This window comes from Mycobacterium gordonae (assembly GCF_017086405.1).
GTDB lineage: Bacteria > Actinomycetota > Actinomycetes > Mycobacteriales > Mycobacteriaceae > Mycobacterium > Mycobacterium gordonae_D.
Genome location: NZ_CP070973.1, coordinates 2,497,587 through 2,524,113, shown reverse-complemented (window position 1 = coordinate 2,524,113; position 26,527 = coordinate 2,497,587). Strand labels below are relative to the sequence as shown.

At 70.3% G+C, this 26,527-nt stretch carries 6 protein-coding genes and 2 pseudogenes; 5 read left to right on the top strand and 3 right to left on the bottom strand.

The genetic code is table 11. The annotated features are described in order from the left end of the window. Together JX552_RS10780 and JX552_RS10775 are read right to left on the bottom strand one after the other, a co-directional pair. Complete coding sequence (locus JX552_RS10780; RefSeq protein ID WP_205877382.1) at positions 1 to 474, bottom strand: Fur family transcriptional regulator; 474 nt, start codon at positions 472 to 474, stop codon at positions 1 to 3. 121 nt (positions 475 to 595) lie between these two features. Further along, positions 596 to 13,609: a PE family protein gene (locus tag JX552_RS10775; RefSeq protein WP_205877380.1), complete on the bottom strand. Its 13,014-nt coding sequence runs from the start codon at positions 13,607 to 13,609 to the stop codon at positions 596 to 598. A 119-nt stretch (positions 13,610 to 13,728) separates the two neighbouring features. Between JX552_RS10775 and JX552_RS10770 the strand changes: the two genes are divergently transcribed. From JX552_RS10770 to JX552_RS10750, 5 genes and pseudogenes are all read left to right on the top strand, one after another. Next, a complete protein-coding gene (locus JX552_RS10770; RefSeq protein WP_205877378.1) occupies positions 13,729 to 13,971 on the top strand; it encodes a hypothetical protein in 243 nt (80 codons plus the stop codon). 182 nt (positions 13,972 to 14,153) lie between these two features. Continuing rightward, positions 14,154 to 18,743 carry a PPE family protein gene (locus JX552_RS10765; RefSeq protein WP_205877376.1) on the top strand — a complete coding sequence of 1,530 codons (4,590 nt, stop codon included), beginning with the start codon at positions 14,154 to 14,156 and terminating at the stop codon, positions 18,741 to 18,743. 29 nt (positions 18,744 to 18,772) lie between these two features. Then, positions 18,773 to 22,486, top strand: a pseudogene (locus JX552_RS10760) (beta strand repeat-containing protein); the annotation flags it as partial. A gap of 1,275 nt (positions 22,487 to 23,761) precedes the next feature. Then, a pseudogene (locus JX552_RS10755) lies at positions 23,762 to 24,876 on the top strand (alkaline phosphatase family protein). Between the two features lie 110 nt (positions 24,877 to 24,986). Further along, positions 24,987 to 25,937: a PPE family protein gene (locus JX552_RS10750; RefSeq protein WP_205877367.1), complete on the top strand. Its 951-nt coding sequence runs from the start codon at positions 24,987 to 24,989 to the stop codon at positions 25,935 to 25,937. Positions 25,938 to 25,973: 36 nt separating this feature from the next. On the opposite strand, the gene JX552_RS10745 is transcribed toward JX552_RS10750, so the two are convergent. Then, positions 25,974 to 26,456, bottom strand: coding sequence for a winged helix-turn-helix transcriptional regulator (locus JX552_RS10745; protein ID WP_205877365.1), 483 nt, complete (start codon positions 26,454 to 26,456; stop codon positions 25,974 to 25,976). Positions 26,457 to 26,527 lie beyond the last annotated feature (71 nt).

Here is a 26,527-nt window from a genome sequence, read left to right as displayed (position 1 = left end):
TCAGTCCCGCGCTCGCTGCTGGCACGCCGGGCACAGCCCGTGCAGCGTCAGGCCGGCCCGATCGGACAAGGCAAACGAGCTGCCCGCCATCGCGTGTTCGAGCGCCGAGCTGAGCTGGCGGGCGGGCACCTCGATGATCGCCCCGCACTGAGTGCACACGGCGTGGTGATGCGGCGCGGTCGCCATCCCGTAGGTGGTGACGCCGCCGTCGAGGGTCAACGCGTGCAGCACACCCTGGTCGACCAGGGTGGTCACCGTGCGGTAAATGGTCGCGAGGTCGGGCGGCTGGGTTCCCGGCGCGAGGCAGGTGGGCAACCGGTGCTGTATCTCGGCCACTGAGAGGTGCCCGTTGACGGGTTCCAGTACCGCCAACACCTGGATCCGCGAGGCCATCCGCCGCAGCCCGCGGGCGCGCAGCAGCTCGCCGATCCGTTCGGTGGCCGCCGGGTCCAGGCCCGCCGGTTCAGTCGTCACCCGACCAGTGTCGCGCTGCCGGCCCGGGATTGCCAGCGCGGACCTCCGGCGCGTCCGCGTTCTTGCGAGTCATGTGCAATAAGCTCCGTATCGAGGAGACGTGGGTGCCGCAGCGCGTGGGCTAGCTGGATCCGACGCCTCCGGTGCCGCCGCCGCCGCCCAAGCCGCCTGCGCCGCCGAGCGGGCCGACCGGACCGTCGCCCAAGGTGCCGTTGACGCCGCCGATACCGGTGCTCCCGGGCACGCCGCTCGATCCGGCGCCGCCGATGCCGCCCTGTCCGCCGGTGCCGCCGGCGCCGCCGGTGCCGCCCGGCTGGCCGCCGGTGCCGTCTCCGGCGTCGCCGCCGACGCCGCCCTGGCCGCCCCCACCTCCGGTGCCGCCGACGCCCGTGCTGTTGGATCCGCCGGTGCCGCCGACGCCGCCAGCGCCGCCCAGCCCACCGTTGTAGCCGGTACCGCCGCCGGCCGGGCCGTTCGCGCCCTGGCCGCCCGCGCCGCCCTGGCCGCCGACGCCGCCCGTGCCGGCGCTGTTGCCAGCGTGGATGGTGCGACCGCCGGTTCCGCCTTGACCTCCCTGACCACCGGTTCCCGCCGCGCCGGCGCTCCCAGCCGCGCCGGTGCCGCTGCCGGCCAGGCCGCCGGTGCCGCCGACGCCGCCGGTGCCGCCGGCACCGCCGTTTGCGGCGGTGTCCTGACCATCGTCGGCAAAGCCGGCGCCGCCCTGACCGCCCTGACCGCCTGTCCCGCCGCCTCCACCGGCACCGTTGATACCGCCAGCGGCGGCGCTTCCGCCCTGGCCGCCGGTGCCGCCGGCTCCACCGGTGCCCCCGATCTCGCCCGGTCGCAACTGCGCATTTCCAGTGCCGCCAACGCCGCCGACGCCGCCGTTCCCGCCTTTGCCGCCGAGGCCACCGTCTGCGCCGCCCGTCGCTGCCCCGCCGGACCCGCCGGTGCCGCCGGCCCCTCCGGTCCCGGCTACGGAGTCCCAATCGGCCGCGCCGCCGCCACCGCCGGTCCCGCCCACGCCGCCGTCACCCGCGACGTGGCCGGTGCCGCTCGCCGCGCCGCCCGCGGCGCCGGTACCCCCTGCACCGCCGGCCCCGCCGTGGGCTCCCTGGCGGCCCTGACCGCCCTGCCCGCCGGCGCCGCCGGCACCGCCATCGCCACCGTCGCCCACGGCTCCGGCGGACCCGCCGCCGCTGCCGGCGGCGCCGCCGGCACCCGCGGCTCCTCCGGTCCCGCCCTGGCCGCCGGCTCCTGCGGTGCCGCCCACCCCGGTTTGGCCGCCGCCCTTGCCGCCGGTTCCGCCAGTTCCACCGGTGCCGCCCTCACCTCCGGCGCCGTTGGTGCCACCCGCAACCGCCGCGCCGCCGGCACCACCCTGGCCACCCGCGCCACCGATGCCGCCCTTGCCTCCGGTGCCGCCACCGCTTCCGAAATTGAGCGAAAGGCCGGCACCGCCCTGGCCGCCCTGACCACCGGCACCACCGGCACCGGCTACTCCACCGACCTCGTCGGCGCCGCCGATACCACCGGTGCCACCAACACCACCGGCGCCGGCGCCGGAGCCGGTGTCCGCACCGCCCTGACCGCCGTGACCGCCCTGTCCGCCGGCGCCGACCGGGTCGCCAAATCGTGCGTTCAAGCCACCGGCGCCGCCGGTGCCGCCCTTACCGCCAGTCCCGGCCGCACCGCCTTGCACGCCGACGCCGCCCTGGCCACCCGTACCACCGGTGCCGCCGTCGACATGATCTCTGCCGCTTCCGCCGGCACCACCCTGGCCGCCGTTGCCGCCGTCACCGCCGAACAGCTCGTTGGTGCCGGCGCCGCCCTGGCCGCCCGCACCGCCGGTGCCGCCGGTGCGACTGCTCCCGGCAGCACCGTCGCCACCGCGACCACCCGTGCCGCCGTCACCGCCGTCACCGCCACCGGCGTAGGCGTTGGGGTTGGCGCCGGCCGCTCCTCCGGTACCGCCCTGGCCGCCGGTGCCGGCGCCACCCCGGGTGTCGGCGCCACCCTGCCCGCCGGTGCCACCCTTGCCGCCCGCGCCCGCGCCGCTGCCGAGGTTTTCCCCACCCTGGCCGCCCGTGCCGCCTCGGCCGCCCGTGCCGCCGCCGGCACCGGTGTCGACGCCGCCCTGACCACCGGTGCCGCCCTGTCCGCCGGCGCCACTGCGGTTCTCGCCCGCACCCCCTTGACCGCCGGTACCGCCCTGGCCGCCGGCGCCCGCGGTACCGACCGCACCGGTGCCGGTACCTGCCGTTCCGCCGACACCACCGGTGCCGCCGATACCACCGACACCGCCCCTGCCGCTGCCGTCTGCGGCGGTGCCCTGCCCGGCGGTGCCGCCCGTTCCGCCTTGACCGCCCGCACCACCACCGCCGTTGGTTCCGCCGGCGGCGGCGTTGCCGCCCTGACCACCGGCGCCTCCGACGCCGCCTTGGCCGCCCGTGGAGCCGAAGCCATTGCTCTTGCTGTTGTCCGCCCCGGTGCCGCCCTGACCACCGGTTCCGCCGGTGCCGCCCTGGCCGCCGGTACCGCTGCCGCTGAGATCGGCGCCGCCGGTGCCACCGGCCCCACCCGATCCCCCAGCTGCCGGGGCGGTACCCGTCGCGCCCTGCCCGCCCTGGCCGCCGGCGCCGCCATCGCCGCCCGCCATACCGGCGGTGACGTTGCTCGCCCCGGTGCCGCCGGCACCGCCATCCCCACCGGCACCGGCGCTGCCGACCGTACCGCCGGTGCCTCCGGTGCCCGCCGCGCCGCCGACACCGCCGGCCCCGCCGTCGCCGCCCCGGCCGCCGTCACCGCCGCCGGCACCGGTGTCAGCGATACCCGAGCCGCCGACACCACCATGACCGCCGGTCCCCCCGGCGCCGCCGCTGCCGTTGACACCAGTCGCGCCGCCGGCATTGCCGCCCCGACCGCCCACGCCGCCCTGACCGCCGGTGGCGCCATTCCGGCCGGTTCCGGCCTCGCCGTCTGCGCCGCTGCCGCCGGTGCCCCCGGCGCCGCCCGTGCCGCCGTCGCCTGCCGTCCCGCCGGCGGCGGCCACACCGCCCTGGCCGCCCTGGCCACCGTGGCCGCCGGCACCGGCGGTGCCGCTGTTGCCGGACAATCCGGCGCCGATGCCGGCCGCTCCGGCCTGGCCGCCTGCGCCACCGGTCCCGCCGGCCCCGCCGTCACCGGCGTCGTTGGTGCCGTCGTCGGCGTATCCGGCCCCGCCACTGCCGCCCTGGCCGCCCGCACCGCCGGACCCGCCGTCGCCGTTGAAGGCGCTGCCGTTGCCGCCCTGACCACCGGAGCCGCCGGCGCCGCCCCGGCCACCAGCAGAGCCGGCACCGCCGGGAGTCGAACCGCTGATGCCCGCGCCGCCCATTCCGCCAACGCCGCCGGCGCCGGCGTTACCGCCCGCGCCGTTGCCGCTCGCGTCGAGCCCGCCGGCACCTCCGGCGCCACCGGCACCACCGTTGCCGGCGCCGCCACCGATGTCAGCGGCACCCTGGCCGCCCTGGCCGCCGGCGCCGCCAGCACCAGCGGTGATCATCGTGTGGAAGTTCGTTCCGCCGACACCGCCGGTGCCACCCGTGCCGCCGTCCCCGCCGGCGCCGGCAATGCCGCCGGTGCCGCCGGTGCCGGCGATGCCGCCGGTGCCGCCACTGCCACCGCGACCGCCGTTGCCGCCGTTGTCAGCGCCGACACCGGTGTCCGGACGACCATTGGCGCCGGCACCGCCCTGGCCGCCGGTGCCGCCGGCACCACCGCTGCCGTTGGTGCCGCCGCCGCCTGCGTTGCCGCCCGCACCGCCGACGCCGCCGGCCCCACCGGTGAAGCCATTGCCGTTGCCATCTCGCCCGGCGACGCCGCCCTCACCGCCGCGACCACCCTGACCGCCGTCACCGGAAAGTCCGTTGCCGCCCGCCGCGCCCGTGCCGCTGCCGGCTGCGCCGCCCGCGCCCGCGTCACCGCCCCGGCCGCCGGTGCCGCCGATGCCGCCGTCGTTGCCTGAAAAGGTCGCGCCGGTGCCGCCCGTGCCTCCGGTGCCGCCGCTGCCGCCCCGACCGCCGTCGCCGTTGGCGCCGCCGGCACCCGCCGACCCGCCCTGCCCGCCCGCACCGCCGGCGCCGCCGGCCAGACCGGTTGCACCGGCGGCGGAGGCGTCATCGCCCCTTCCACCGTCACCGCCCTGTCCACCGGCACCGCCGACGCCAGCGCGGCCCGCGGTCCCGGCAGCGCCCGCCCCGGTGCCGGCCGCACCCCCGGCACCGGCGTCCCCGCCCTTGCCACCGGCACCACCGTCTTGACCGGCGGTACCGTCGCCGGCCTCGCCGTCAGCGCCGGCGCCACCACGGCCCCCATCACCACCCAGGCCGCCCGCGCCGTTCGTGCCACCAGCACCGGCCGACCCGCCCTGACCACCGTCGCCACCGGCACCACCGGCATACCCTGCCTGGCCGGCGACGCTGTTGGCGCCACCAGCCCCACCGTCACCGCCCTGACCCCCCGCACCGCCGGTGCCCGCACCACCCACGCTGCCCCCAGCACCCACGCCGGTTCCGGCCACCCCGCCGGCACCGGCGTCACCGCCCCTACCGCCGGCGCCGCCGGCCTGACCCACGGCGCCGACGTTCGCCTGACCGTCCGCGCCACGACCGCCGACTCCGCCATCGCCGCCCAGACCGCCGGCACCATTGGTCCCACCCAAACCGGCCGACCCGCCCTGGCCACCCACACCACCAGCGCCACCGGCAAACCCAACGCCACCCGCCACGGTGCTGTCAGCGCCCGCCCCGCCATCACCACCACGACCACCAGCACCTCCAGTGCCCGCATCACCCTCCGAGCCCAGATCGCCAGCACCGCCGCCAGCCAATCCACCAGCACCCGCGGCACCGCCAACACCGCCGGCACCACCGGCCTGACCAACACCGCTGCCACTTGCCAGACCATCACCGCCGGCGCCACCCGCACCACCGTTACCGCCGCGGCCGCCGTCACCACTGATGCCGCCGAAACCAGTCGTCCCGCCCTGGCCACCCGCACCACCGGCCCCACCTGCGTAACCCCCAGCACCCGCGACGGTGCTATCGCCGCCAGCACCACCATTACCGCCGTGCCCGCCGACACCGCCACTGCCAGCGGCAGCCCGGCCGCTGGAGCCAAACCCGCCAATACCGGCGGCTCCACCGTTACCCCCAGCCGCACCAGCCTGACCAACACTTCCCACACCCGCAACACCATCGGCGCCAGCACCGCCCGCGCCACCGTTACCCCCTCGACCGCCCACTCCGCTACTAGCAGAGACACCACCGGAAGCACCCCCCGCACCGCCTTGCCCCGCGGCACCACCATCACCACCGGTGTGACCCGTACCGACCAGGGCAGCACCGCCCATCCCGCCATCCCCACCGGCGCCGCCGGCGCCGCCCTTCCCCGCGGTCCCATCGACACCGCCGCTACCGACGGCGCCACCCACACCGCCATTACCACCGACGCCACCCTTACCACCAGCCGCAGCCCCACTACCCGCGTCGGCGACGCCCGTACCACCATTACCGCCGCGACCACCCGCACCACCGGCCCCACCACTGCCGTTGGTGCCGCCGCCGCCTGCGTTACCACCCGCACCGCCGACACCTCCAGCTCCGCCGTCGAAACCGTTGCCACCGCTACTGCCGCCGGTGCTGCCGACACCGCCGCTTCCGCCGTCTCCACCGTGCCCGCCATCGCCCGAGACACCGTTGCTGCCCGCCGCGCCCGTGCCGCTGCCGGCCGCACCGCCCGCGCCCGCGTCACCGCCCTTACCCCCAGTGCCGCCGTCCTGCCCGACGGAACTCGCACCCGCGGCGCCGTCAGCACCGCGGCCACCATTGCCGCCGTCACCGCCCAGTCCACCACCGCCATTGGTACCCCCTAGACCAGCTGACCCGCCCTGCCCGCCCGCACCGCCGGCGCCGCCGGCCAGACCGGTTGCACCGGCGGCGGAGGCGTCATCGCCCGTTCCACCGTCACCGCCCTGTCCACCGGCACCGCCGACGCCAGCGCGGCCCGCGGTCCCGGCAGCGCCCGCCCCGGTGCCGGCCGCACCCCCGGCACCGGCGTCCCCGCCCTTGCCACCGGCACCACCGTCTTGACCGGCGGTACCGTCGCCGGCCTCGCCGTCAGCGCCGGCGCCACCACGGCCCCCATCACCACCCAGGCCGCCCGCGCCGTTCGTGCCACCAGCACCGGCCGACCCGCCCTGACCACCGTCGCCACCGGCACCACCGGCATACCCTGCCTGGCCGGCGACGCTGTTGGCGCCACCAGCCCCACCGTCACCGCCCTGACCCCCCGCACCGCCGGTGCCCGCACCACCCACGCTGCCCCCAGCACCCACGCCGGTTCCGGCCACCCCGCCGGCACCGGCGTCACCGCCCCTACCGCCGGCGCCGCCGGCCTGACCCACGGCGCCGACGTTCGCCTGACCGTCCGCGCCACGACCGCCGACTCCGCCATCGCCGCCCAGACCGCCGGCACCATTGGTCCCACCCAAACCGGCCGACCCGCCCTGGCCACCCACACCACCAGCGCCACCGGCAAACCCAACGCCACCCGCCACGGTGCTGTCAGCGCCCGCCCCGCCATCACCACCACGACCACCAGCACCTCCAGTGCCCGCATCACCCTCCGAGCCCAGATCGCCAGCACCGCCGCCAGCCAATCCACCAGCACCCGCGGCACCGCCAACACCGCCGGCACCACCGGCCTGACCAACACCGCTGCCACTTGCCAGACCATCACCGCCGGCGCCACCCGCACCACCGTTACCGCCGCGGCCGCCGTCACCACTGATGCCGCCGAAACCAGTCGTCCCGCCCTGGCCACCCGCACCACCGGCCCCACCTGCGTAACCCCCAGCACCCGCGACGGTGCTATCGCCGCCAGCACCACCATTACCGCCGTGCCCGCCGACACCGCCACTGCCAGCGGCAGCCCGGCCGCTGGAGCCAAACCCGCCAATACCGGCGGCTCCACCGTTACCCCCAGCCGCACCAGCCTGACCAACACTTCCCACACCCGCAACACCATCGGCGCCAGCACCGCCCGCGCCACCGTTACCCCCTCGACCGCCCACTCCGCTACTAGCAGAGACACCACCGGAAGCACCCCCCGCACCGCCTTGCCCCGCGGCACCACCATCACCACCGGTGTGACCCGTACCGACCAGGGCAGCACCGCCCATCCCGCCATCCCCACCGGCGCCGCCGGCGCCGCCCTTCCCCGCGGTCCCATCGACACCGCCGCTACCGACGGCGCCACCCACACCGCCATTACCACCGACGCCACCCTTACCACCAGCCGCAGCCCCACTACCCGCGTCGGCGACGCCCGTACCACCATTACCGCCGCGACCACCCGCACCACCGGCCCCACCACTGCCGTTGGTGGCGCTGGCACCACCCGCGTTACCGCCATCGCCGCCATCGCCGCCAAGGCCACCGGAACCGCCGTTGTGGCCGCTGCCGTCAAAGACGTCACCGCCGTGGCTCGCGGCACCGCCGGCGCCGCCGTTGCCGCCATCGCCGGCGGTGCCGGTGCTGCCGAGGCCGGAACCTGCAGCGCCGCCGTTGCCGCCGTTGCCGCCGTTGCCGCCGAAGCGGCCGTTTTGGTTATTGAAGGCAGCGCCGCCGACGCCGCCGACCCCACCGGCTCCGCCAGCCCCTCCGTCACCATTGGTGCCGCCGGCCGCGGCCGCGCCGCCTTGGCCGCCGCCGCCAGCCGCGCCACCGTTGCCACCGCCACCGGCTACACCGATGGTGCCGGGTGCGGTGCCGCCCGCTCCTCCGGCGCCGCCTTCGCCTCCTCCGCCGCCGCGGCCGCCGGTACCTTGTGCGCCGGCAGTTCCACCAGCGCCGCCGAGGCCTCCGATGCCACCTGCACCACCCTTGCCGCCGTTGCGGCTGAAGCCATCGGTTCCCGGCGCGGAGTCACCTCCCGCACCGCCGGCGCCGGCAGCGCCACCGGCACCGCCTGCACCGGCAATACCTCCGTCCGGCCCGGCACCACCAACGCCGCCGGCGCCACCATTACCACCGCCGCCACCGATCCCTCCTTGGCCGTTACCACCACTGGTGGCGCCACCGACGCCGCCGGCGCCGCCAGCGCCACCACCGCCGCCTAGACCGGCAACACCGTCAGCTGCGACCGCGGCGCCACCCACACCGCCAGATCCACCAGTTCCACCGACGCCGCCAGTTCCGGCGGTGCCGTTCTCCCCAGCGCTGCCGCCTACCGCACCCGCACCGGCGCTACCGCCTTGTCCGCCGTTGCCCGCACTCCCGCCGACACCGGTGGTGCCGGCAGCACCTCCGGCGCCGCCGGCCCCGCCGTTGCCGCCACGACCACCGTTGCCCGCTTTTCCGCTCACAACCGAGGTACCAGTGCCGCCTATGCCGCCTTGACCGCCGACACCCCCGTCCCCACCATTTCCGTTGGCGCTGTTCGCGCTAGCAGCGTTGCCGCCCACGCCGCCCTGGCCGGCGTCACCACCGATGGCGCCGTTGCGACCGGTTCCGGCCATGCCGTCAGCACCGCTGCCGCCGTTGCCACCACCACCAGCGTGGCCGGCACTTCCCACAGACCCGCCGACACCTCCGGTACCGGCCGCACCGCCATCGCCGCCGCTACCACCATTGCCGCCGCGACCGCCAGCGCCAGCACCCGCGCCGACGTCGACAGTCCCCGAGCCACCGTTGCCAGCCTGGCCGCCCACACCACCTGTACCACCGTCGCCGTTGCTGGCGGTACCGCCGCCGGCATTACCGCCGACGCCACCATTGCCGGCCTCGCCACCGTTGCCGCCGTTGTGTCCAGTCCCGGCCAGGCCGTCGGCCCCCCTGCCGCCACTGCCAGCATTACCGGCGTCGCCCCCGTCACCGGCCGTGCCGCCGATACCACCGCTACCGGCTGCACCACCACTGCCTCCACTGCCGCCGCTGCCGCCGTCACCGCCGGCTCCCGCGCCGGCACCAGTGTCGAGGCGGCCCGAACCACCATCTCCGCCGTGACCGGCAGCACCGCCGGCGCCACCGCTGCCATTAACCGCGGTTGCACTCCCCGCGTTACCCCCTGCGCCACCATCGCCGCCGTTACCGCCGGTGCCACCGGTTTGGCCGGTACCGGCGGCAGCGCCGACACCGATGCCCCCGGCACCGCCGGACCCACCGTTGCCACCGTTGCCGCCGGTACCCGCGGTGCCCAGTCCGCTGCCCGCAGCCCCGCCATCACCACCGCGACCACCATTGCCGCCGATATTGCCGCCGGCACCGAGGCCGGACACGCCGGCATTACTTCCAGATCCGCCGGCACCGCCAGAGCCGCCGTCGCCGTTGATTCCGCCAACGCCGGCCGCGCCACCTTGTCCTCCCGTGCCCCCGGCACCACCGTTGACGCCGGCGCCGCCGAACCCGGTCGGCCCGAGCGCATCGCCGCCGTTAGCCGCGGCTCCACCCGCGCCGCCGGCGCCACCGCGCCCGCCGGTGCCCGCGGTCCCGGCGACCCCGCCTTGCCCGCCGCCACCGCCGATGCCGCCGCCTCCGCCAAAGCCGCCTGTGCCGGCAAAGCCGTCGGTGCCAATGGGGGAGGAACCCCCGGAGCCGCCAGCCCCGGCCGCGCCGCCGTTGCCGCCAGCGCCGGCAACACCGCCGGCCGCCCCGGCTCCCCCAGCGCCGCCCTGCCCGCCGTTGCCGCCGCGATTACCGTCCCCGCCCTGCCCATTAAATCCGGTCGCGATGCCGCCGCCCCCGGCCACACCCCCAGCACCGCCGTTGCCACCCTGCCCGGCGATGCCGCTCGAACTAGTGGCGGCGCCACCCGTTCCACCACCGCCGCCGTGCCCGCCACGGCCACCACCGCCGCCGGTGCCGTTGAAGCCCCCATCGCCGCCGACAGCGCCCAGGCCCCCCTCGCCGCCCTGCCCGCCATTGCCCCCGGCGCCGCCCACCCCGCCGGTGCCGGCCGCGCCGCCAGCTCCCCCGACGCCGCCAGCGCCACCTTGACCGCCCTCGGTCCCGACACCGAACTTGCCTGTGTTCGAGGTACCGAGACTGCCGTCGCCGCCGAGGCCGCCCACACCACCGGCTCCTCCGCTGCCATTTGTGCCACCCATACCCGAATTGCCGCCCGCACCGCCCGCACCTGCATCGCCGCCGCGGAACCCGGCACCACCGGCAACAGCATTGTCTGCCCCTGCGCCACCGTTGCCGCCGTTGCCACCGGTACCGCCGAGACCGGCATCCCCAGCCACACCCGCAGCACCCAGGCCGCCGCCGGCCATGCCGCCGGCACCTGCGTCACCACCGCTTCCGCCGGCGCCGCCGGCCTGACCAGCGCTGCTAACGCCTATGGCACCATCAGCGCCGTTACCCCCGGCACCGCCGTTACCACCGAGCCCACCGGCACCATTGGTACCACCGGTATCTGCACTACCACCAGTACCACCGGCACCTCCAGCGCCACCGTTGTACCCGGCGCCACCCGCGGCCGTGTTGCTGTCCCCAGCCCCACCATTACCGCCCCGGCCACCTGTCCCACCGACACCGGCATTTCCGGCACTCCCCGCAGCACCCGCACCGCCACCTGCAGCACCACCAGCACCGGCGTCGCCGCCAGCACCACCGGCACCGCCGGAACCGCCGTCGCTAACCACGCCCATGGCACCGTCAGCTCCAGCACCACCACCCCCGCCATGACCGCCGACACCGCCGCTTCCGTTGCTACCACCGGCTGCGGCCGAACCGCCGACACCACCCATGCCCCCAGCGCCGCCCTGGCCGCCGTGGAAGCCGCTACCACTGCCAGCCCGGCCGATAGCGCCTTGACCACCAGCGCCACCTTGACCACCAGTGCCGGCGGTGTGACCGGGTGTGGTGGTCGCACCTCCGGCGCCGCCTTGGCCACCTTGACCACCAGTTCCGGCCGCGCCCGCATCGGCGGGTATGTCGCTGCCAGCTCCAGCCGCACCGCCGACGCCGCCCGCCCCGCCGCGGCCGCCCGCGCCGCCGGCAGCAGCGTTGTTGGCGCCGTCGTCTGCGTACCCGGCACCACCGGCGCCACCTCTGCCACCAGTGCCGCCATCCCCGCCCAGGCCGTTGAAGCCGCCCGCGCCGGAATCGCCGCCCTGGCCGCCATCACCCGCGGCACCGCCGTGTCCACCGTCAGACCCGGCAACGCCGGGCGTGGTACTCGCAGCGCCGGCTCCCCCCTGACCACCGGTGCCGCCAGTGCCACCCTGACCGCCAGAGCCCTGGCCGGTTGCGTCGACGCCACCAGCACCACCGCCGCCGCCTCGACCACCGTGTCCGGCGCCCCCGCCCACGTCAGCCGCGCCCTGACCGCCCTGACCGCCGATGCCACCCGCACCGGCAGTTATCGAGGGCATGTTGTTGGTGCCGCCTACTCCACCGGTCCCGCCTTGACCGCCATCACCCCCGGCCCCGGCGGTTCCGCCGGTGCCGCCGGTGCCAGCCAATCCGCCCATTCCACCCGCGCCGCCGGCACCGCCTCGGCCGCCGTCGCCCGCGCCGCTACCGGTGTCCGTCCGTCCCGTCCCACCGACACCGCCTTGACCACCGCTACCACCAGACCCACCATTCCCATTAATCCCATTCGCTCCTGCATTACCACCCGCACCGCCAACACCCCCGGCGCCACCAGCAAAGCCGGCGTCACCCGTTGCAGCGCTGCCAGCACCGACCCCACCGTCGCCGCCACGCCCACCGGCACCGCCAGCCCCCGCGCTGCCCGCCGCACCGGCGATACCGGCACCGCCGCCGGCCAACCCCCCAGCGCCTGCAGCACCGCCGTCACCACCAGCACCGCCGGCCTGACCAGCCCCACCCACACCGGTGGCACCGTCGCCGCCGGAACCACCCGCGCCACCATTGCCACCCAGACCGCCCGAGCCGTTGATGCCGCCCACCCCGGCCGAGCCACCCTTACCGCCGTGCCCGCCGGCCCCGCCGCTGTATCCGCTGCCTCCGGCCGCGAGGTTCGCCGCACCCGCACCACCGTCTCCGCCCCGGCCGCCGTCACCGCCAACACCGGAAGTACCCGCGACACCGCCACCGGTGCCGAACCAGTTCGCGGCGCCACCGGCACCGCCCGCGCCGGCGCTGCCGCCATCGCCGCCCGTTCCGCCGGCGATGCCTAGACCCGAGCCTGCGCCCCCGCTAGCTCCGGCGCCACCCGCCCCGCCGGAGCCGCCGCTGGCTCCGGCTCCCGCCGCACCGAACAGCACGGCACGGTTCGCGCCGCCGGCCCCCCCGGCGCCACCGATGCCGCCGTTGCCACCGTTGGCCGAGACACCGTTTGCGACGTCGCCCGCAGCGCCCACACCACCTGCGCCTCCGGCACCACCGATGCCACCCAAACCGCCCTGGCCGAACAGCACCTGCATGTTGGCCCCCCCGGCCCCGCCGGCGCCGCCGGCCCCACCCGCCTGGCCTGTCGCGCCGGCCGCGCCCGCCCCGCCCGCGCCGCCGTTGCCGGCGCCGAAGCCACCGAAGATGCCGCTGGCTCCGCCAGCGCCGCCGTTGCCACCGGCTCCGCCCGCGACCACCGCTGCCCCACCCGCTCCACCGTTTCCACCCCGGCCGACCAGACCGGCGGATCCGCCCGCGCCGCCGTTGGCCCCAGGCGCCCCGGAGCCGCCGTTGCCTCCGCTGCCCCACAACCAGCCGCCGTCGCCACCCCGGCTGCCGGTGCCCGCTGCGCCGTCGGCGCCGTCGCCGATCAACGGACGCCCGGTCAACAGCTCGCTGGGCGCATTGATGACGTTCAGAGTGGCCTGCTCGATCTGTTGCAGCAGGTTTCCGTTCGTGGCCTCCGCGAAGGCATAGGAGCTGCCGCCGGACGCCAGTATCTGGGCGAAGCGCTCGGGGAACAGCTCCACCTCAACACTGACGGCGTGGTAATGATCAGCGTGCTCGGCGAACAGCGCCGCAATGGCGGCCGACACCTCGTCGGCGGCCGCGGGCAGCAGATTCACCGCGGGGGCCATCGCTTGGGCGTTCGCCACGCAGAGCGCCGAACCGATCCTCGTCACATCGTTCGCCGCCGCTGCCAATACCTCGGGTGCTGCAAACAGGTAGGACATGCCCCGGTCCTCTCAATTAGGTTGACTGCTGGCGAATCGAACATGCGGAGTATATGAACGCCCGACATTCCCTTGCAGCAATTCTGTAAAAAACCTAGCAATTCATAGACGGAACCGCAATGCGAATCTTTCTGCAGTCACACGGCGCCGACCCGATCATCGGCCACCCGCTGACCGTCATCACCACATGGCGTCCAAAACCCCACTTTTACAGGGCATTTATTCCAACGATCGGAGGTGCGCCGATGCTGCACCCGACGCTGAACGCCGCTTGGCGTGTTGCCACCGCCGCCCGATTATTGATCCGCACTGCGGCTACAGGTGACCGGGAATTTTCTGAAGAATATTCAGAAAGGTGTTGAATATTCTTCAATAAATTGACCGGTAGTGGTGCTCCCGCCACGCGCGTTAGGCTAATCCGCCGGAAACGGTCATAAACGGTCATAAATGCTGCTAATTTCTACCGCCGTCTGCACCTCGCAGCCGGGGCCGGGCCGGTCCCGTCACGGAGGCGCTGGGTACCTGGGGATAAGAAGGGCTGGGCATGGACTTTCCGATGTTGGCACCGGAGATCAACTCCGCGCTCATCTACGGAGGCGCGGGGTCCGGTCCGTGGTTCGCTGTCGCGGCGGGCTGGGATGGCCTGGCGGCTGAGCTCGGGTCGGCGGCCGCGTCGTTCGGGTCGACGACATCGGGTCTGGTGGGCGGCGCGTGGCAGGGGGCGGCCGCGTCGGCGATGCTTGCCGCCGCTGCCCCCTATGCCGGTTGGTTGCAGGCGGCGGCGGCAGGCGCCGAGGGCGCGGCAGCTCAGGTGCGGGCGGCCGCAGAAGCATTCGAATCGGCGCTCACCAGTGCCGTACCGCCGGCCGTGGTCGCAGCGAACCGCGCCGAGTTCATCTCGTTGGTGACGTCGAACTGGTTCGGCCTCAATGCGCCGGCGATCGCGGCCGCCGAAGCCGGCTACGAACAGATGTGGGCCCAGAACGTGGCCACCATGTTCGGCTACTACTCCGGCGCCTCGGCCGTGGCCGCCGCAATTCCGTCCTTCGCGGGACTGCCGTCACTGCTGGGCGACACCAGCACCCTGGTCATCAATTTCGGGTTGGCGGATGTGGGGCGGTTCAATGCTGGTTGGGGGAATGTGGGTGAGTTCAATGTGGGTGGGGGGAATTTGGGGAATTTCAATCTGGGTAGCGGCAGTATCGGGGATTCGAATGTGGGTGGGGGGAATCTGGGGAGTTTGAACTTCGGGTGGGGCAATCTGGGGTCGTCGAATCTGGGTGGGGGCAACCTGGGCAGTGTGAACTTCGGTAGCGGCAACCTGGGCAGCCTGAATATCGGCAGCGGGAATGCGGGAAGTTTGAATTTCGGGTTCGCCAATACCGGTGACGGCAATATCGGGTTGGCCAATACCGGTAGCGGCAACATCGGGATCGGGTTGACCGGGGACAACAAGTTCGGCTTCGGCGGGTGGAACTCCGGGGTCGCCAACACCGGGTTGTTCAACTCCGGTAGCGGCAACTCCGGGTTCCTCAACGCCGGCAGCGCCAACACCGGCTGGCTGAACTCCGGGGTCGGCAACTGGGGCTTTTCCAACTCCGGGTCCTACAACACCGGATGGGCCAATTCCGGTGTGGCCAACTCGGGTTGGTGGAACTCGGGCAGCTTCAACACCGGCGGCCACAACACCGGCAGCTACAACACCGGTTTCGCCAACCCCGGTGACTACAACACCGGCAGCTTCAACGTCGGCGACACCAACACCGGCGACTACAACCCCGGCAACATCAACACCGGATACGCCAACACCGGTGACCTCAACACCGGCGCCTTCATCTCCGGTAGCCGCAACAACGGCCTGTTCTGGCGCGGCGACAACCAGGGCCTGATCACCCTGAACTACTCGGTCATCGAGACGACAATGTATAAGAACACATTTTTCGCTTCGTATAACGCCCCTAATTTCTACGAACAACAATTGCAGGCTTACTACAATATGCCGTATACGGTGCAGACGACGTTGCATACGTTGTTCTCTGTCGGTGGGGAGCCTGGTTTCGGTAATGTGACGACGTCGGATTCGTCGGGCTTTTTCAACACCGGCGCCGGGAATTCCTCCGGGTTCGGTAATTACGGGTCGGGCAGTTCGGGATTGTTCAACATCGCCTCCGGCGCCAGCGGGTTGAGCTCGGGGGTGTTGAACATCGGCGGCCTGCTCTCGGGAGCGCTGAACACCGGGGTCGCCGTCTCGGGCCTCTATAACGCCGGCACCGGCGCCCTGGCGGTGGTCTCCGGCTTCGGCAACATCGGCTCCAACCTGTCCGGCATCGACATCTTCACCGCCCTGCCCCACAACATCGGCTTCGCCGACGTCGGCTTCTGGAACATCGGCAACGGCAACGTCGGTAACTTCAACTACGGCAACGGCAACCTGGGCAACTACAACGGCCTGGGCTTGTCCTTCCTGCCACCGTTCCTCAACCCGTTCTCCAGCAGCGGCAACACCGGGGACTTCCTCACCGGCGGCGGCAACATCGGCAACTGGGCCGTGGGCAGCGCCAACATCGGCCACCACAACGCAGGCAACGCCAACATCGGCTACCGCAACTACTTCGGCGACGCCAACATCGGCGCCTGGAACTTCTTCTCCAACGCCAACCAAGGCAGCTACAACATCTTGGCCACCGCCAACATCGGCGACCACAACTTCCTGAGCCTGGCCAACCTCGGCGACGCCAACCCCCTGGGCATCGCCAACTGGGGCTCGGGCAACTTCGGCCTGGCCAACCTGGGCAGCATCAACCTGGGCTGGGCCAACAACGGCAGCTACAACATCGGCGTGGCCAACACCGGCGACTACAACTTCGGCCTGGCCAACACCGGCACCGGCAACATCGGCATCGGCCTGACCGGCGACCACCAAATCGGCATCGGCGGCCTGAACTCCGGCACCAACAACACCGGCCTGTTCAACTCCGGCACCAACAACACCGGCCTGTTCAACGCCGGTGACGCCAACGTCGGCCTGCTCAACGCCGGCACCTCCAACCTCGGCCTGCTGCTGGCCGGCACCAGCAACGTCGGCCTGCTCAACGCCGGAGACGCCAACGTCGGCCTACTCAACGCCGGCACCTACAACTTCGGCCTACTCAACGCCGGCGACCACAACTACGGCATGGCCAACACCGGCACCGGCAACTGGGGCTGGGCCAACTCCGGACAGTACAACACCGGCTGGTACAACTCCGGACAAGCCAACAGCGGCTTCGCCAACTCCGGGGACTACAACACCGGCTGGAACAACTCCGGTGACCTCAACACCGGCTTCGGCAACGCCGGAAACTCCAACACCGGCGCCTACAACGTCGGCGACCTCAACACCGGCATCGCCAACCCCGGCGACCTCAACACCGGCGCCTTCAACACCGGCAGCTCCAACAACGGCTTCTTCAACACCGCCGACCACAACGGCACCGCCGGCTTTTCCGCCACCATCCCGCTACCCCAAACCATCCTCGGCGACACCGGCATCACCGTCTCCAACTCCATCACCTTGTTCACCATCCCCGCCGGCACCGGCTTCTTCAACACCACCACCTCCCCCTCCTCCGGCTTCCTCAACTACGGCTTCGGCGGCGCCGTCTCCGGCTTCGGCAACTCCGGCACCGCCACCTCCGGCATGCTCAACTTCACCGCCGACTCCGACGCATTCGCCTCCGGCCTGGGCAACGTCGGCAACGCCATCTCCGGGGTCTTCAACGCCGGAGACCTCTCCACCCTCAACCCCGCCAACCTCGACATCGTCTCGGGCATCGGCATGAGCGGCCACAACCTGGCCGGCCTGTTCGGCATCACCTACACCAGCCCCGCCAACCTAGGCTGGGGCAACCTCGGCGGCGGCAACGTCGGCAACGGCAACTGGGGCAACTTCAACTTCGGCCTGGGCAACCAAGGCTCCACCAACATCGGCAGCGGCAACCTAGGCAGCGCCAACATCGGCAACGCCAACTGGGGCTCGACCAACTTCGGCAGCGCCAACACCGGCAACAACAACTGGGGCCTGGCCAACCTCGGCGACTTCAACTTCGGCCTGGCCAACACCGGCAACAACAACATCGGCCTAGCCAACACCGGCAACAACAACATCGGCATCGGCCTGACCGGCGACAACCAAATCGGCTTCGGCGGCTTCAACTCCGGCACCAACAACACCGGCCTATTCAACTCCGGCACCAACAACACCGGCTTCTTCAACGCCGGCAACCACAACACCGGCAACTTCAACACCGGCGACTACAACACCGGCAACTACAACCCCGGCAACTACAACTTCGGCAACCACAACATCGGCACCTTCAACACCGGCCACCTCAACATCGGCAACTACAACACCGGCGCCCACAACATCGGCAACACCAACACCGGCGCCGACAACATCGGCAACACCAACACCGGCCTAGGCAACACCGGCAACCTCAACACCGGCGCCTTCATCGCCGGCAACCAAAACATCGGCCTGTTCTGGCGCGCCGACCACATCGGCATCAACTTCTCCCTCGACATCCCGATCCACACCAGCATCAATTACTTCTTCGGCGATCCCAACGTCCCCGACGAGTCTGCCGGCGCGTTCCTGGTCGACTACACCAACACCTACACCCTGCTGCAATTCTCCGGACTGGGAAACACCACCACCCACCCCAGCAGCGGCTTCGGCAACACCGGCGGCGGCAACAGCAGCGGCTTCTTCAACACCGGCTACGGAACCAGCGGCTTCCTCAACACCGCCGTCCTGGACCCCATCACCAACGGCTTCACCAGCGGCTGGCAAAACTACGGCCAAAACCTCGCCGGCATCCTCAACACCGGCACCTACATCACCGGCCTCTACAACACCGGCATCAACAACTTCCAAACCCCCGACCTCATCACCGGCCTGGCCAACACCGGCCAAGACCTCAGCGGCTACTTCAGCGGTGGGCTGAACTTCGGGTTGGCGGATGTGGGGCGGTTCAATGCTGGTTGGGGGAATGTTGGTGAGTTCAATGTGGGTGGGGGGAATTTGGGGAATTTCAATCTGGGTAGCGGCAGTATCGGGGATTCGAATGTGGGTGGGGGAATCTGGGGAGTTTGAACTTCGGGTGGGGCAATCTGGGGTCGTCGAATCTGGGTGGGGGCAACCTGGGCAGTGTGAACTTCGGTAGCGGCAACCTGGGCAGCCTGAATATCGGCAGCGGGAATGCGGGAAGTTTGAATTTCGGGTTCGCCAATACCGGTGACGGCAATATCGGGTTGGCCAATACCGGTAGCGGCAACATCGGGATCGGGTTGACCGGGGACAACAAGTTCGGCTTCGGCGGGTGGAACTCCGGGGTCGCCAACACCGGGTTGTTCAACTCCGGTAGCGGCAACTCCGGGTTCCTCAACGCCGGCAGCGCCAACACCGGCTGGCTGAACTCCGGGGTCGGCAACTGGGGCTTTTCCAACTCCGGGTCCTACAACACCGGATGGGCCAATTCCGGTGTGGCCAACTCGGGTTGGTGGAACTCGGGCAGCTTCAACACCGGCGGCCACAACACCGGCAGCTACAACACCGGTTTCGCCAACCCCGGTGACTACAACACCGGCAGCTTCAACGTCGGCGACACCAACACCGGCGACTACAACCCCGGCAACATCAACACCGGATACGCCAACACCGGTGACCTCAACACCGGCGCCTTCATCTCCGGTAGCCGCAACAACGGCCTGTTCTGGCGCGGCGACAACCAGGGCCTGATCACCCTGAGTTATTCCGTCACGGAAACCACCTCATACAAGAACACGTTCTTCGTGGCCTACAATGCGCCTAACTTCTATTACGCGCAGTTAGCCGCCTACCAGAACATGCCGTATACCGTGGAGACGACGTTGCATACGTTGTTCTCTGTCGGTGGGGAGCCTGGTTTCGGTAATGTGACGACGTCGGATTCGTCGGGCTTTTTCAACACCGGCGCCGGGAATTCCTCCGGGTTCGGTAATTACGGGTCGGGCAGTTCGGGATTGTTCAACATCGCCTCCGGCGCCAGCGGGTTGAGCTCGGGGGTGTTGAACATCGGGGGCCTGCTCTCGGGAGCGCTGAACACCGGGGTCGCCGTCTCGGGCCTCTATAACGCCGGCACCGGCGCCCTGGCGGTGGTCTCCGGCTTCGGCAACATCGGCTCCAACCTGTCCGGCATCGACATCTTCACCGCCCTGCCCCACAACATCGGCTTCGCCGACGTCGGCTTCTGGAACATCGGCAACGGCAACGTCGGTAACTTCAACTACGGCAACGGCAACCTGGGCAACTACAACGGCCTGGGCTTGTCCTTCCTGCCACCGTTCCTCAACCCGTTCTCCAGCAGCGGCAACACCGGGGACTTCCTCACCGGCGGCGGCAACATCGGCAACTGGGCCGTGGGCAGCGCCAACATCGGCCACCACAACGCAGGCAACGCCAACATCGGCTACCGCAACTACTTCGGCGACGCCAACATCGGCGCCTGGAACTTCTTCTCCAACGCCAACCAAGGCAGCTACAACATCTTGGCCACCGCCAACATCGGCGACCACAACTTCCTGAGCCTGGCCAACCTCGGCGACGCCAACCCCCTGGGCATCGCCAACTGGGGCTCGGGCAACTTCGGCCTGGCCAACCTGGGCAGCATCAACCTGGGCTGGGCCAACAACGGCAGCTACAACATCGGCGTGGCCAACACCGGCGACTACAACTTCGGCCTGGCCAACACCGGCACCGGCAACATCGGCATCGGCCTGACCGGCGACCACCAAATCGGCATCGGCGGCCTGAACTCCGGCACCAACAACACCGGCCTGTTCAACTCCGGCACCAACAACACCGGCCTGTTCAACGCCGGTGACGCCAACGTCGGCCTGCTCAACGCCGGCACCTCCAACCTCGGCCTGCTGCTGGCCGGCACCAGCAACGTCGGCCTGCTCAACGCCGGAGACGCCAACGTCGGCCTACTCAACGCCGGCACCTACAACTTCGGCCTACTCAACGCCGGCGACCACAACTACGGCATGGCCAACACCGGCACCGGCAACTGGGGCTGGGCCAACTCCGGACAGTACAACACCGGCTGGTACAACTCCGGACAAGCCAACAGCGGCTTCGCCAACTCCGGGGACTACAACACCGGCTGGAACAACTCCGGTGACCTCAACACCGGCTTCGGCAACGCCGGAAACTCCAACACCGGCGCCTACAACGTCGGCGACCTCAACACCGGCATCGCCAACCCCGGCGACCTCAACACCGGCGCCTTCAACACCGGCAGCTCCAACAACGGCTTCTTCAACACCGCCGACCACAACGGCACCGCCGGCTTTTCCGCCACCATCCCGCTACCCCAAACCATCCTCGGCGACACCGGCATCACCGTCTCCAACTCCATCACCTTGTTCACCATCCCCGCCGGCACCGGCTTCTTCAACACCACCACCTCCCCCTCCTCCGGCTTCTTCAACTACGGCTTCGGCGGCGGCAACTCCGGCTTCGGCAACTCCGGCACCGCCACCTCCGGCATGCTCAACTTCACCGCCGACTCCGACGCATTCGCCTCCGGCCTGGGCAACGTCGGCAACGCCATCTCCGGGGTCTTCAACGCCGGAGACCTCTCCACCCTCAACCCCGCCAACCTCGACATCGTCTCGGGCATCGGCATGAGCGGCCACAACCTGGCCGGCCTGTTCGGCATCACCTACACCAGCCCCGCCAACCTAGGCTGGGGCAACCTCGGCGGCGGCAACGTCGGCAACGGCAACTGGGGCAACTTCAACTTCGGCCTGGGCAACCAAGGCTCCACCAACATCGGCAGCGGCAACCTAGGCAGCGCCAACATCGGCAACGCCAACTGGGGCTCGACCAACTTCGGCAGCGCCAACACCGGCAACAACAACTGGGGCCTGGCCAACCTCGGCGACTTCAACTTCGGCCTGGCCAACACCGGCAACAACAACATCGGCCTAGCCAACACCGGCAACAACAACATCGGCATCGGCCTGACCGGCGACAACCAAATCGGCTTCGGCGGCTTCAACTCCGGCACCAACAACACCGGCCTATTCAACTCCGGCACCAACAACACCGGCTTCTTCAACGCCGGCAACCACAACACCGGCAACTTCAACACCGGCGACTACAACACCGGCAACTACAACCCCGGCAACTACAACTTCGGCAACCACAACATCGGCACCTTCAACACCGGCCACCTCAACATCGGCAACTACAACACCGGCGCCCACAACATCGGCAACACCAACACCGGCGCCGACAACATCGGCAACACCAACACCGGCCTAGGCAACACCGGCAACCTCAACACCGGCGCCTTCATCGCCGGCAACCAAAACATCGGCCTGTTCTGGCGCGCCGACCACATCGGCATCAACTTCTCCCTCGACATCCCCCTGCGGACGAGCATCAGCTGGTTCTCGGGTAACCCGTATGTCCAAGACGAGCTGGCATCGGCGTTCCTGGTCGACTACACCAACACCTACACCCTGCTGCAATTCTCCGGACTGGGAAACACCACCACCCACCCCAGCAGCGGCTTCGGCAACACCGGCGGCGGCAACAGCAGCGGCTTCTTCAACACCGGCTACGGAACCAGCGGCTTCCTCAACACCGCCGTCCTGGACCCCATCACCAACGGCTTCACCAGCGGCTGGCAAAACTACGGCCAAAACCTCGCCGGCATCCTCAACACCGGCACCTACATCACCGGCCTCTACAACACCGGCATCAACAACTTCCAAACCCCCGACCTCATCACCGGCCTGCTCAACACCGGCGCCAACCTCACCGGCTTCTTCCACCAGCTGTTCTGACGCAAAACAGCTGGCACACGGCAGTTCTCGAACGGAGAGTAGGACTGGTCGCCATGGACCCCCTGACCCACGATGCATGAGCTGTCGCTGTGTCAGGCGATCGCGACGGTGGCCGAGAAACCGGAACGGAGGTCGCCTGAAATACCCCGATCCACAGTTCGTGACAATTTGTCTGTCGAATACAGCCACATTTGCATTGCGACAAGCGACACACTTCAACGCCCCTGCGGACGGCTCACCAAAACTCAGCCGTTGCACCCGTGTGAGCTGCACCGCTTTGCCGCGGAAGTCACTTGTGCGCAGCTGATTTCGTTGTTTACACTTAGCTAGTGTAGTCATATGACTACACTGTTTGGAATTGTTCACCCCTGCCCAAGAGGAGAGTCATGAAGTCAACGGCGTTGGCCAGCAACAAGAATTTCAAAAATGGGACCAAGAGGCCGGCACTCGGCACCAAAAGGCGTGCCGCCAAGATTATCGCTGCCGGCTCGCTCGCACTAGCGGCGGGAATGACGACAGGTGTGGGCACGGCAAATGCCGAAAGCGTTCAGACGGAGGCTTCCTACCCGAGCCGCAGTGCATGCCAGGCGGCCGGACCTGGCGTTATGGCCTCCACCCCTGGTAACTGGGACAACTTCTGGTGTGTACCGGATCCCGCAGTTGCGGGCAGCTGGCGACTCGTGATCAGCAGCGGTAACTGATTACCCATTCCCAATGCTGCGAACGGCTGGCGGTACACGTGCTGCCAGCCGTTCCACAGCACGGATTCACCAGGCTGACCAATTCAATCGACAAGCGGCGAAATCATCGCCGGCGCGGCTGGTATCGCCACTTAACGAATATGTGCCCCGGTAATCCGTCCCCTCATCCCAAACCCGAGACAAAGTACCGCAATACCGTCAAACCCTGCCCTGAAACAGCTCCGCCGGGGACATTGCGTCGCGGCATGACCAGAGAAATTGTCGGACCCTGTGGCTCGCGGAATTTCAGGCGACCCTGACCTTCTGTTGGACGTTGGGGCGCGATGGGGAGGGCATGCCAGACGCCGAGTGGGACACGGCCGCGCGCTCGGTTTGTCCGAGCCCGTCACCCGGGTGCTCGACCCGTGGGCCGGCCGGTCCTGCGCCGTGCCGGACTCGGCGATCGGCGATGAGGTCACGGCTGCGCTGGCGGCTGCGGCCGGACCAGACGCGCGCGCTGCCCGACAGCACGGGCTGGCAGTTGCGGGTGACCAACGAACGGCTCAACAGCTGACTTCGTGCCACACTGGCCCTCGTGCCCGGTTCCATCTGCGACGTGCTACCCAGCGCAGCCGCGCTGCTCGGCGTACCGGACGCGGTGGACGCACTGGGTTTGACGGAGTCCGTCGGGACGTCGACCGAGTCTTGGTCGTGCTGGTCGATGGGCTGGGCTGGCATCTGCTGCCCGACCTGGTCGACGACGCCCCACTGCTCGCCTCGGTACTGGCCGGCGACACGGGACGGGTGCGCGAGCTGACGTGCACGTTTCCGTCTACGACGCCGACGAGCCTGGTGTCACTCGGCACCGGCGCCCCGCCCGGACAGCACGGCATCCTCGGCTTCACCCTCAACATCCCGGGCACCGATCGGATACTCAACCACATTCGGTGGCGGGACGAGCCGCCGGTCGACCAATGGCAGCCTCTCCCAACGTGGTTCGACCGGCTGACGCGGGCAGGGGCCAAGGCCCGCGCCGTGCTGCCGGAATGGTTCATCGGCAGCGGCCTGACCGAAGCCGCCTACCACGGCGCCCTGTTCCTGCCGTTGCACGGCGACGACGACTATGCACAGCGGCTGAACGACGAACTGCGCGCGGCACCCGGTCTGGTCTACGGCTACACCGCCGAGCTGGACACCATGGCGCACGTCTTCGGCGTCCGGTCGGTCCAGTGGCACGAAGCCGCTACCCGGGTCGACGCATTACTGACCAGGCTGGTCGAGTCGTTGCCCGCCAACGCGGTGCTGCTGGTGACCGCCGACCACGGAGGTCTCAACGTCGATTTGGACGCGCGCATCGACATGGACACCGACCCGCGGCTGACCGCCGGAGTACGGGTGGTCGCCGGCGAACCGCGGGTGCGCTACCTGCATACCGAGCCCGGCGCCACCGCCGATGTGGCAGCCACCTGGGCCGAACGACTCGCCGGCCACGCGGACGTCTACACCCGCGAACAGGCCGTTGCGACCGGACTGTTCGGGCCGGTCAGGCGCGCACATCTGCCTCGGATCGGCGACGTCGTGGTCGTCTGCACTGACGGGTCGGCCGTGTTGGCGACCGGCCACGAACCGCCGGAATCCGCACGGCTGATCGGGTTTCACGGCGCGGCGACTGCCTCCGAAATGGCGATCCCCCTGATCGAATTGCTCTAATCAAACTCAAATCTCTTTAGCGCGATTCACCTTTCCCCGGCGCGATAGGTTCGACATCATGGGAACAGTCGTCTCTGCGCTGAGCATGTCCCAGTGCGGGTGAGATAGCCATGGACTACGGCCAGCTGCCGCCGGAAATCCACTCGGCGCGAATGCATTCCGGCCCCGGAGCGGATTCGCTGCTGGCTGCCGCCGCCGCGTGGAGCAATGTCGCCGACGGCCTCGACGAAACCGCGGACGGATTCCGTTGTGTGACCGCGAAAGTGAACTGCGGATGGCAGGGCGCGGCGGCAATCGCCATGACCCAGGCCGCGACTCCGTACTTGGGCTGGCTCACCGCCGCCGCCGCGAAGGGTAGGCAGACCGCCGAACACGCGCAGGCGGCCGCGACAGCGTATGAAGAAGCCCGCGCGGCGATGGTGCCCCCGCCGGTGATCGCGGCCAATCGATCCCGCCGGGCGTCGCTGGCCGGCACCAATGCGCTGAGCCAGGACACCCAGACGATCGCGTCCATGGACGCCCAGTACGAGCAGATGTGGGCCCGCGATGTCGAGGCGATGTACACCTACGCCGAAACAGCTGCCGACGCGGCGCGGGTGACGCCCTTCACCTCGGGTCCGCTGGCCGTAGACCTACCAGTGCTCGCTCAGCAGGGCGCAATCGGCGACCCCGATATGATTTCGGCTGGATCGCAACTGATTTCCGCCATTCCGCAAGTACTGCAGTCGCTGTCGGCATCGCCGTTGACATCGTTCGGCACCGCCCTAGCGGCGGTCTCGTCCTCACTGCTGAAACTGAGTCGGCTTTCCGTGCCGGTCAAATTCCCGATGCACCTACTGAACTTTCTCGGTAAGGGCCCGGCCACTTTCGGTGTCCGCACCCCCGCGGTCCGCCCGACGGCGATGTGGGGCAAGGGGATGTCCATCGGCCGCCTTTCGGTGCCACCGGCCTGGGGCACCGCGGAGCCGCCCAAGCCGGCCGTCGTCGACCTCTACTGCTCGACCCGGCGGATGAGAACGATCGGGGGGCTGGCGGTCAACGGCAGCCTAGTCTATTCCTAGCCCACCGAGCCGCTTCGGCCACCGCCGGTCGCTTGGTCATCTGGCTTCTCGACCGGTCGCGGCCGACGCCAAGCCAGGACCGGCCTCGGGAATGACGTCGTGAGCAGTGAGCGCCGCGTCGCACTTGTCGCATGACAGTCGGACATGCGCTTCGCCGCCGCAGTCGCGGTGGCGGTAGTACACCGGTGGGCCATCGGGTGCCATGTACCGGTCACCCCAATCACGCAGCGCCAGCAGAACCGGGTAGAGGGCAAGACCTTTGTCCGTCAGCCGGTAACCCGCGTGGGTTCGGCTATTGCCCTCCCGGTATGGCTCGCGCCGCAGGATCTCCTCTGCGACGAGGCGGTCGAGCCGGTCAGCGAGCCGACCTCGAGGGATGCCGAGCGTCGTCAGAAAGTCCTCGAACCGCGTGGTGCCCGCGAACGCCTGCTTCACCAGCAGAAACGTCCACCGGTCGCCGAGGACGACGAGCGGCCGGGTAATCGAGCAGGGCATATCGGCGAGGTCCTCATACCGCATGGCTGCACAGTATCAGTTTAAAACTTTGCGTTGTAGGCGGCATTCTTTTTTGATACTTTGCCTGAATATCA